Annotated in this window: 9 protein-coding genes; 8 read left to right on the top strand and 1 reads right to left on the bottom strand. The window is 72.6% G+C overall.

Features of this window, described 5'->3' with window-relative positions; genetic code table 11:
- Positions 1 to 107 precede the first annotated feature (107 nt).
- The 5 genes from SACPADRAFT_RS33145 to SACPADRAFT_RS0216820 all read left to right on the top strand — a co-directional run bounded on the left by SACPADRAFT_RS33145 (position 108) and on the right by SACPADRAFT_RS0216820 (position 4,665).
- A complete protein-coding gene (locus SACPADRAFT_RS33145) occupies positions 108 to 629 on the top strand; it encodes a hypothetical protein (RefSeq protein ID WP_007025393.1) in 522 nt (173 codons plus the stop codon).
- Positions 626 to 1,249, top strand: a complete 624-nt coding sequence (locus SACPADRAFT_RS0216835) for a hypothetical protein (RefSeq protein WP_007025392.1) — start codon at positions 626 to 628, stop codon at positions 1,247 to 1,249. Before SACPADRAFT_RS33145 ends, SACPADRAFT_RS0216835 begins: the two co-directional genes overlap by 4 nt.
- A gap of 287 nt (positions 1,250 to 1,536) precedes the next feature.
- A complete protein-coding gene (locus tag SACPADRAFT_RS0216830; protein WP_007025391.1) occupies positions 1,537 to 2,793 on the top strand; it encodes a glycosyltransferase family 4 protein in 1,257 nt (418 codons plus the stop codon).
- Positions 2,794 to 2,798: 5 nt separating this feature from the next.
- Positions 2,799 to 3,530: a class I SAM-dependent methyltransferase gene (locus SACPADRAFT_RS0216825; RefSeq protein WP_028662528.1), complete on the top strand. Its 732-nt coding sequence runs from the start codon at positions 2,799 to 2,801 to the stop codon at positions 3,528 to 3,530.
- A complete protein-coding gene (locus SACPADRAFT_RS0216820) occupies positions 3,517 to 4,665 on the top strand; it encodes a glucosidase family protein (RefSeq protein WP_007025389.1) in 1,149 nt (382 codons plus the stop codon). The genes SACPADRAFT_RS0216825 and SACPADRAFT_RS0216820 overlap by 14 nt, the downstream gene beginning before the upstream one ends.
- Here SACPADRAFT_RS0216820 and SACPADRAFT_RS0216815 read toward each other — a convergent pair.
- The gene (locus tag SACPADRAFT_RS0216815) at positions 4,641 to 5,306 is read right to left on the bottom strand and encodes a class I SAM-dependent methyltransferase (protein WP_007025388.1); all 666 of its coding nucleotides are present in this window, start codon (positions 5,304 to 5,306) and stop codon (positions 4,641 to 4,643) included. The two genes, SACPADRAFT_RS0216820 and SACPADRAFT_RS0216815, sit on opposite strands and share 25 nt — an antisense overlap.
- Positions 5,307 to 5,583: 277 nt before the next feature.
- On the opposite strand from SACPADRAFT_RS0216815, the gene SACPADRAFT_RS0216810 reads away from it, so the two are divergent.
- The 3 genes from SACPADRAFT_RS0216810 to SACPADRAFT_RS28315 all read left to right on the top strand — a co-directional run.
- On the top strand, positions 5,584 to 5,772 hold the full coding sequence (locus SACPADRAFT_RS0216810) for a ferredoxin (protein WP_007025387.1): 189 nt from the start codon (positions 5,584 to 5,586) through the stop codon (positions 5,770 to 5,772).
- A 191-nt stretch (positions 5,773 to 5,963) separates the two neighbouring features.
- On the top strand, positions 5,964 to 7,307 hold the full coding sequence (gdhA, locus tag SACPADRAFT_RS0216805) for an NADP-specific glutamate dehydrogenase (RefSeq protein ID WP_007025386.1): 1,344 nt from the start codon (positions 5,964 to 5,966) through the stop codon (positions 7,305 to 7,307).
- Positions 7,308 to 7,481: 174 nt separating this feature from the next.
- Positions 7,482 to 8,768 (top strand): glycosyltransferase 87 family protein (locus SACPADRAFT_RS28315; RefSeq protein ID WP_007025385.1); only part of this gene is annotated, 1,287 nt, incomplete at its 3' end.

The raw sequence follows: 8,768 nt of genomic DNA, 5'->3' as shown, positions 1-8,768 counted from the left end.
GGCGACGGCACCGACTCCGGGGCCGAGCCGTCGTTGCCCGGCCTGCTCGACGGGGCGGACGCGGCCCCCGACCGCGGCGGCCTCGGCGCACTGCTGGGGGTGGGTGAGTGACCGGGACGGCAACCGGGGCACGCCGCGCACGGAAGGCACGGACCGCGCTGACGGCGACGGCCGTGCTCGCCCTGGTGTGCTGCGCGTGGTTCGGTTACTCGTGGTTGTCCACCGCCCGGAGCGAGTACGCCGGGCGCGCGTCGGCCCGGGAGGCCGCACTCGACGCCGGGACGGCGGCCGTGGACGCCCTGCACACCGTCGACCACACCCGGGCCGGGCGGTCGGTGGACAGCTGGATCGACGTCACCACGGGGGACCTCGCGGAGCGCTTCCGGAAGGGTCGCGGTGATGAGATCGCCGACGTCGAACGCAGCGGGACCACGGCGGAGGCGTCGGTGGCCGGTGCGGCCCTGTCCCACCTCGACGTGGACGCGGGGACGGCGCGGATGCTCGCGGTGGTGGAGATCGATCTCGAATCCGGGTCCGACGGGCCGAGTGTGCGCCGGAACGTGCTCGTGGCGGAGCTGAGCCGGACCGGGGACGGCTGGAAGGTCGCCTCGGTACAGGAGGCGCGATGACCACCGAGGACACGCCGGACACGGACCCCGCGGGCTCCGGTCGCCCGGCCGGGGACGGGGCGGAGGGTGACCCGTTCGGGGACACGCGCGCCGTGGCCCGGGGAGGAGAGGACCGGAACGGGTCGTCCCGGGCGGCGACGTGGTTGGCCGTCCTCACGGCGGTGACGGTGCTCGCGGGTGCGGCGGCCGCGTGGTTCGCCGTCGCGGAGCGACGCCTGAGCGGGGGCAACGCGGCCTTCGCCGATCCGGCGGCGACGACGGCGGTGGTCGAGGAGACCACGGCGATGGTGCAGGGGCTGCTGTCCTACAGTCACCGCGACCTCGCCCGGACCGAGCGGGTCGCCGAGGAGTCGCTCGTGGGGAGGGCGGCCGAGCAGTACCGGTCCACTTTCGACAAGGTGTCGGCCCGCGCGGACGGGGAGGAGACGGTGCGCTCCACCACGGTGCGCGAGGTGGGGGTGCGTGAGCTGGACGACGCGCGTGCGCGGGTGCTCGTGTTCGTCGACCAGCAGACCATTTCGGCCGACGGCGGAGCCGGTGAGTCGGGAACCGCCTGCCTGGAGCTGGAGCTGCGCAGGATCGACGGCGCGTGGCGGATCGCCCGGATGCGGACCGTGTGACCGACCGGCCGCGCGGTCCGCGGTGGCTTTTCCGGGGCGCGGCGAATTCAGAGTCTTTCGTCACATCGCCCCCGGAATGGGGGTCGCGTCCTTGTGTTCCGGTTGAACTCAATTCTAGTCTTACGGCGATCTCACTCTCCCCGAAGGAGCGATTCTGCCATGATCCGGAAGAATCGAATTCCGCTCCACCGCCCGGTTTTCCGTGGTGGTGGCCGGGCGGGTGAGATCTCCGGCTCCGGGTGTGAATCACCCGGACCGCGGCCCACGCCGGACGAGAGGTAGTTTCGTTGCGAATCGCGCTGCTCTCCTATCGGAGCAAGCCGCACAGCGGTGGCCAGGGTGTCTACGTGCGGCAGCTCAGCCGCGGCCTCGCCGAGCTCGGCCACGAGGTCGAGGTCTTCTCCGGACAGCCCTACCCGGAGCTCGACCCGCCCGTGTCGCTGACCGAGGTACCCAGTCTGGACCTCTACCGCGAACCGGACCCGTTCCGCACACCGCGCCCGGCCGAGATCCGGGACTGGCTGGACGTCGCCGAGGTGGCGACGATGTGGACGGCCGGCTTTCCCGAGCCGCTGACGTTCAGCGTGCGGGCCGCGCGGCTGCTGCGGCAGCGCGCCCACGAGTTCGACGTGGTCCACGACAACCAGTGCCTCGGCTACGGCCTGCTGTCGGTGCGGCGCGCCGGGATCCCGCTGGTGGCCACGGTGCACCACCCGATCACCCGGGACCGGGTGGCCGACCTCGCCGCGGCGCCCTGGTGGCGCCGGCCCGCGGTGCGCCGGTGGTACGGCTTCGTCCGGATGCAGGCCAGGGTGGCCCGGCGCATCCCCGAGCTGATCACCGTCTCCCGGGCGTCGGCCGACGACATCGCCGAGGACTTCCGGGTGTCGGCGGACCGGATCACCACCGTCCCGCTCGGGGTGGACACCGACCTGTTCCGGCCGCCGGACGCCCCCCGCACACCCGGCCGCATCGTGGCCGTGGCCAGCGCGGACGTCCCGCTGAAGGGGGTGCGGCACCTGTTGGAGGCGGTCGCGAAACTGCGGACCGAACGCGACGTGCACCTCACGCTCGTGTCCCGCCTCGCCGAGGGCGGCCCGACCGAGAAGCTCATCGACGAACTGGGGATCGCCGACGCGGTGAACACGGTGAGCGGGATCGACGACACCGAACTGGCCGGCCTGCTCGCCTCGGCCGAGGTGGCGTGCGTGCCGTCGTTGTACGAGGGCTTCTCGCTGCCCACCGTCGAGGCGATGTCGTGCGGGACCCCGCTGGTGGTCAGCCGCGCGGGCGCGCTGCCCGAGGTGGTCGGCCCGGACGGCGGATGTGGTTACCTCGTGCCGCCCGGCGACGCCGAGGCCCTGGCCCACCGGCTCGGGGCGGTGCTCGACGACCCCGCGCTGCGGCGGCGGCTCGGGGAGGCCGGGCGCGAGCGTGCCCAGCGCCGGTACAGCTGGCGGTCGGTCGCCGAGGCGACGGTGGAGCGCTACATGGCGTCCATCGAGTCGTGTCGGGCGGCCGGAGACGACGAGAGGAAACGGTGACGGCGATGCTGACGGTGGACTTCGACCGGCTCGGTGTGGTGCCGGGCAGCAAGGTGATCGACGTCGGGGCCGGGGCGGGCAGGCACTCCTTCGAGGCCTACCGGCGCGGGGCCGACGTGGTCGCCTTCGACCACGACGAACCGGAACTGGCCAAGGTGGCCGAGATGTTCGCGGCGATGGAGGCCGAGAACGAGGTGCCGCCGGGGGCCGCGGCGCGCACGGTGTCCGGGGACGCGCTGGACCTGCCGTTCCCCGACGAGTCGTTCGACTGCGTGATCGCCTCGGAGATCCTGGAGCACATTCCGTCCGACGACAAGGCGATCCACCAGCTGTCCCGGATCGTGCGGCCGGGCGGAACCGTCGCGGTGACGGTGCCCGCCAGGCTGCCCGAGCGGGTGTGCTGGCTGCTGTCCGACGCCTACCACGAGGTCGAGGGCGGGCACGTGCGCATCTACCGGGAGGGCGAGCTCCGGGACAAGCTGGAGTCGGTCGGCCTCCGCGCGATCGGACGGGACCACGCGCACGCCCTGCACGCGCCGTACTGGTGGCTGAAGTGCGCGGTCGGGGTCGACCGGGAGCGGCACCCGCTCACCGACGCCTACCACCGGCTGCTCGTGTGGGACATGCTCTCCGCGCCCGCCGTGACCCGCACCGCGGAACGGCTGCTCAACCCCGTGCTCGGCAAGAGTCTGGTCCTGTACCTCGTCAAGCAGGGGGCGCCGCTTGCCGCCCGCTGACCGGGGCGGCGTCCGCACGGTCGCGGGGGTTCCGGCCGGCACCGCCGCACCGTCGGTGCCGGGGGTGCTCTCCGCCGAGCAGGCCGTGGCGACGGCGGCCTCCATCGCCCGGGTGCAGGAATCCACCGGGGCGATCCCCTGGTTCCCGGGCGGGCACCTGGATCCCTGGGACCACGTCGAGTCCGCGATGGGACTGGCCGTGGCCGGGTTCCCGGACGAGGCCGTGGCCGCCTACGAGTGGTCCGCGCGCACCCAGCGGCCGGACGGGTCGTGGCCCGCGCGGGTGCGCGAGGGCGTGGTCGAACAGGCCGAGGCGGACACGAACTTCTGCGCCTATCTCGCGGTGGGGGTGTGGCACCATGTGCTGCTCACCGGAGACGACGGGTTCGCCCGGCGTATGTGGGAGCCGGTGCGCCGTGCCGTGGAGTTCGTCCTCGGCGCGGCCAACGCGGACGGCACGATCGGCTGGCTGGTGGGCGAGCGGGGCGCGGTCGACCCGGAGGCGCTGCTCACCGGGTGCTCCAGCATCCACCACGCGCTGCGGTGCGCGTTGGCCCTGGCCCGGCACCTGGGCGTGCCGCAGCCGGACTGGGAGATCGCCCTCGGGCGTCTCGCGCACGGGTTGCGGTCGCACCCGGAGGCGTTCACCGACAAGCGCCGGTACTCGATGGACTGGTACTACCCGGTGCTCGGCGGCGCGGTGCGCGGGCCGCAGGCGCGGCGGCGGTTGCGTGAACGCTGGGACGACTTCGTGGTGGACGGCCTCGGGATCCGGTGCGTGGACGACCACCCGTGGGTCACCGGGGCCGAGACCTGCGAGCTCGTGCTCAGTCTGGACGCCGTCGGCGACACCGCCGCCGCGCACGAGCAGTTCGCGGCGATGCAGCACCTGCGGGACCCCGACGGTTCGTACTGGACCGGCCTGGTCTACGCCGACGGCAAGCGCTGGCCGGAGGAGTGTCCGACCTGGACCGGCGCGGCGGTGCTGCTGGCCGCCGACGCCCTGTCGTCGACCACCCCGGCCGCGGGCATCTTCCGGGGTGACGGCCTCCCCGACGCCGCCGGAGTCGGGACGGACGCGTGCGGCTGCGCGGAGTCGGCGAAGGGTGGTCAGTCCACGGGCGTGCCCGGCTGACCGGACTCCCGGCGCAGTACCCGCAGCGACCCGGTCGCCGAGACCTCGGTGAACTGCCCGGAGTCCAGCGCACGGCGGTAGATGTGGAACGGGGGCCTGCCCCCGTCCCGCGGGTCGGGGAAGACGTCGTGGATGGCCAGGATGCCGCCCCCGGTCAGCCACGGGGCCCAGCCGGTGAGGTCGTCCTGCGCGGCCCGCTCGGTGTGTCCCCCGTCGATGAACAACAGGTCCACCGGGGTGCGCCAGAACGCCGCCACGTCCGGCGAGCGGCCGACCACCGCGACGACGTGGTCCTCCAGCTCCGCGTCGGCGATCGTGCGGCGGAAGGCGCCCAGGGTGTCCAGCGTGCCGGTGTGCGGGTCGACAAGGCCGGGGTCGTGGTACTCCCAGCCGGGCTGGTGCTCCTCGGAACCCCGGTGGTGGTCGACGGTGACGACCCGTCCCCCGGTGGCCCGGGCGGCCGCGCCGAGGAACACCGTCGACTTGCCGCAGTAGCTGCCGATCTCCACGGCGACCCCGGTGCCCAGATGCTCCCGTGCGGCCTCGTACAGGGCGAGGCCCTCGTCGGTGGGCATGAACCCCGTGGCGGCCTCGGCCACCGCGAGCAGGTCGTCGTCCATCCGGTGCGTGCCCGTGGTCATCCCGTTCCCCGTCCGTGTCCGCCGCCGTCCGTGTCCGCTGCCGTCCGTGTCCGCCGGTCGCGCCCGTCGCCGCGTGCGCCGTCCCGGTCCTGCCTCGGCACAGTCTGCCGAAGCGGCCCCCCGCGGCTACCGGAGAGGTCCCCGAACGGCCGCGGTGGTTCCCGGCGACCCTTGTCAGGGCCCGTACGGTATGCGACTAATAGAACAGGTTCTAGTTCACCCCGCCCCGGTCACGGACGAGGGCCCCGCGGGGACGCGGGAGGATGAAGGAGGAGACATGGAGGTCGTCGTCGACTACGACCAGTGTGAGGCGAACGGGGTCTGCGAGGCGGTCGCGCCCGAGGTGTTCGAACTCGACGAGGACGACAACCTGCACCTGGTCGGTGCGGTGGACGCGGACAACGAACAGCGGGTGCGCCAGGCGGTGGCCTCCTGCCCCAAGGCCGCCCTCTCCCTGCGCGAGTAGCCGCTGCCGCCGCCCGCTCTCCGGGAGGGTCGCGCGAGGGGCACCTTCGCTGCGTCACACGCAGGGAAGGTGCCCTTCGCGGCACGACGGGAGGTGACGAGGATTAAGCTGTCCCGGTGTTGCTCCGTGCGGGACAACGGTGTTTCGCTCGTGTTAACGAAACCCCCGACCCGTGAAGCGGAGGTCGTAGAGTGCCGATCCACGAACGGCTCGAGAACGTCTACGCGGAGGTCCTGGCCCGCAACCCGGGCGAGGTCGAGTTCCACCAGGCCGTGCGTGAGGTGCTGGAGAGCATCAGCCCCGCGGTGGGCAAGCACCCGCAGTACGCGGACGCCAAGATCATCTCGCGGATCTGCGAGCCGGAGCGTCAGATCATCTTCCGGGTGCCCTGGGAGGACGACAACGGTGAGATCCACATCAACCGTGGCTTCCGGATGGAGTTCAACAGCGCACTCGGGCCCTACAAGGGTGGCCTGCGCTTCCACCCCTCGGTGTATCTCGGCATCGTCAAGTTCCTCGGGTTCGAGCAGATCTTCAAGAATGCCCTGACCGGGCTGCCGATCGGCGGCGGCAAGGGCGGGTCCGACTTCGACCCGAAGGGCAAGTCCGACCGCGAGATCATGCGGTTCTGCCAGAGCTTCATGACCGAGCTGCAACGGCACATCGGTGAGTACACCGACGTTCCCGCGGGGGACATCGGGGTCGGCAGCCGGGAGATCGGCTACCTGTTCGGCCAGTACAAGCGCATCACCAACCGCTACGAGTCGGGGGTGCTCACCGGGAAGGGCCTCATCTACGGCGGCGCCCAGGTGCGCACCGAGGCCACCGGCTACGGCACGGCCTACTTCGTCAACGAGATGCTGGCCGCGCGCGGTGAGGACTTCGCGGGCAAGACCGCCGTCGTCTCCGGGTCCGGCAACGTCGCCATCTACGCGATCGAGAAGACCCACCAGCTCGGCGGCCGGGTGGTGGCCTGCTCCGACTCCACCGGCTACATCGTCGACGAGAAGGGCATCGACCTCGAGCTGCTGAAGGACATCAAGGAGGTGCGCCGCGAGCGCCTCTCCAGCTACGCCGAGACCGTCTCCAACGCCCGCTACGTCGAGGGCGCGCAGGTGTGGGACGTGCCGTGCGACGTGGCCATGCCCTCGGCCACGCAGAACGAGATCACCGGTAAGGAGGCCGAGCGGCTGATCCGCAACGGCTGCACGGTGGTCGCCGAGGGCGCGAACATGCCCACCACCCCCGAGGCCGTGCAGCTGTTCCAGGACGCCGGTGTCGCCTTCGGGCCGGGCAAGGCCGCCAACGCGGGCGGGGTCGCCACCTCCGCGCTGGAGATGCAGCAGAACGCCTCCCGGGACTCCTGGACGTTCGAGTACTCGGAGGACCGGCTGGAGGAGATCATGCGGGGTATCCACACCCGCTGCCGCGAGACCGCGGAGGAGTACGGGATGCCCGGCAACTACGTCGCGGGCGCGAACATCGCCGCGTACACGCGGGTGGCCGACGCGATGTTGTCCCTCGGCCTGATCTGACACGGGGGAGAGCTGCCCGGACCCGGCCGGTCGCGGGCAGCTCTCCCGCGGCGGGAGCCGTGCCGATCCGGCAGGAGCGCGCCACGACCGGGCCACCCGTCGGTACGGTGGGTGCCCGACACGGGGGCTTCGCCGGGGCGGTTCCCACCGAGGGACGACTGAGGGCTGTACTGCATGGTGCGCTGGGAGACGGCGTTGCGCCGTCGGGACGTGGGGGCCCGGGACGACGCCGAGGCCGGTCGACACGGCCGAGCGGTCACGATCGCGCTCGGTGTCCTGCTCGTGACCGCCGTGGCGGTCCTGCTCAGCCCGGTCGAGTTCTCCGACCTGCGCGTCTACCGGACCGGCGGCTACGCCTGGTCGCACGGGATCGCGCTGTACTCGCCGGAGTTCCGGGAGTACGTGCCGCTGGAGATCGGGCTGCCGTTCCTCTACCCGCCGCTCGCCGCGGTCGCCTTCGTCCCGGCCCACCTGCTGCCCTGGCACGTGGCCACGGTGCTGCTGGTGGCAGCCGGACTGGCGGCGCTGCTCGCCACCACGACGGTCGTCGCCGGGCGCAGGCACGGCAGGCGGACGGGTGCGGTGCTGTTGGGTGCCGCCGTCGCGGCCGGGTGGCTGCTGATCGAACCCGTCCGGCAGACGATCGTCCTCGGGCAGATCAACCTGCTGCTGATGGGGCTCGTCGTGGTGGACTGCCTGCTGCCCCGTACGCGGTGGCCACGGGGCCTGCTGACCGGCCTGGCCGCGGGGATCAAGCTGACCCCGCTGATCTTCGTGCTGTTCTTCCTGGTCAAGCGGCAGTACCGGGCCGCGGCCGTCGCCGTGGGCACGTTCGCCGGGTCGATCCTGCTCGGATTCGCCCTCGCGCCGGGTGACTCGGTCCGTTTCTGGTTCGACGCCGTGTTCGGCACGGACCAGAAGGTGGGCACCGCGTACGCGTTCAACCAGTCGTTCAACGGGGTGCTGCACCGTCTGCTGCCGGACGGGGGCGACGTCCGGTTCGTGCTGTGGGTGCTGCTGGTGCTGGCGTTCCTCGCCGTGGCGCTGCTCGCCGCCCGGCGGGCGCGGTCGGTGGGCGACGACGTCACGGTACTGCTCGCGATCGCCTTCTGGGGGCTGCTGGCGTCCCCGTTGAGCTGGTCGCACCACTGGGTGTGGGTGGCCCCGGCGGCGGTGGCCCTGGCGTACCCGTTGCGCCGCGGCGCAGCACGCCGGTGGTGGGTCCCGGGCCTGGCGACGCTGCTGGTGCTGGCGTTCGTGGTCGGACCGCACGGCGTCGTGCTGTCCACCGACCCCGGGACACCGGAGACCGCCTGGGCCTGGTGGCAACACCTCGCGGGCTCCAGCTACACGCTGGTCGCCGTGGCGGCGCTGCTCGTGCTCGCGGTGCGCCGGCGCACGGTGTCGTCGGACGCCGGTGCGTCGGCGACCGCGCCACCGGAAGCGCCGGAAGCGCCGGGG

Origin of the sequence: Saccharomonospora iraqiensis subsp. paurometabolica YIM 90007 (genome assembly GCF_000231035.2) — a bacterium.
GTDB lineage: Bacteria > Actinomycetota > Actinomycetes > Mycobacteriales > Pseudonocardiaceae > Saccharomonospora > Saccharomonospora paurometabolica.
This window is presented reverse-complemented; position numbering and strand designations above follow the sequence as displayed.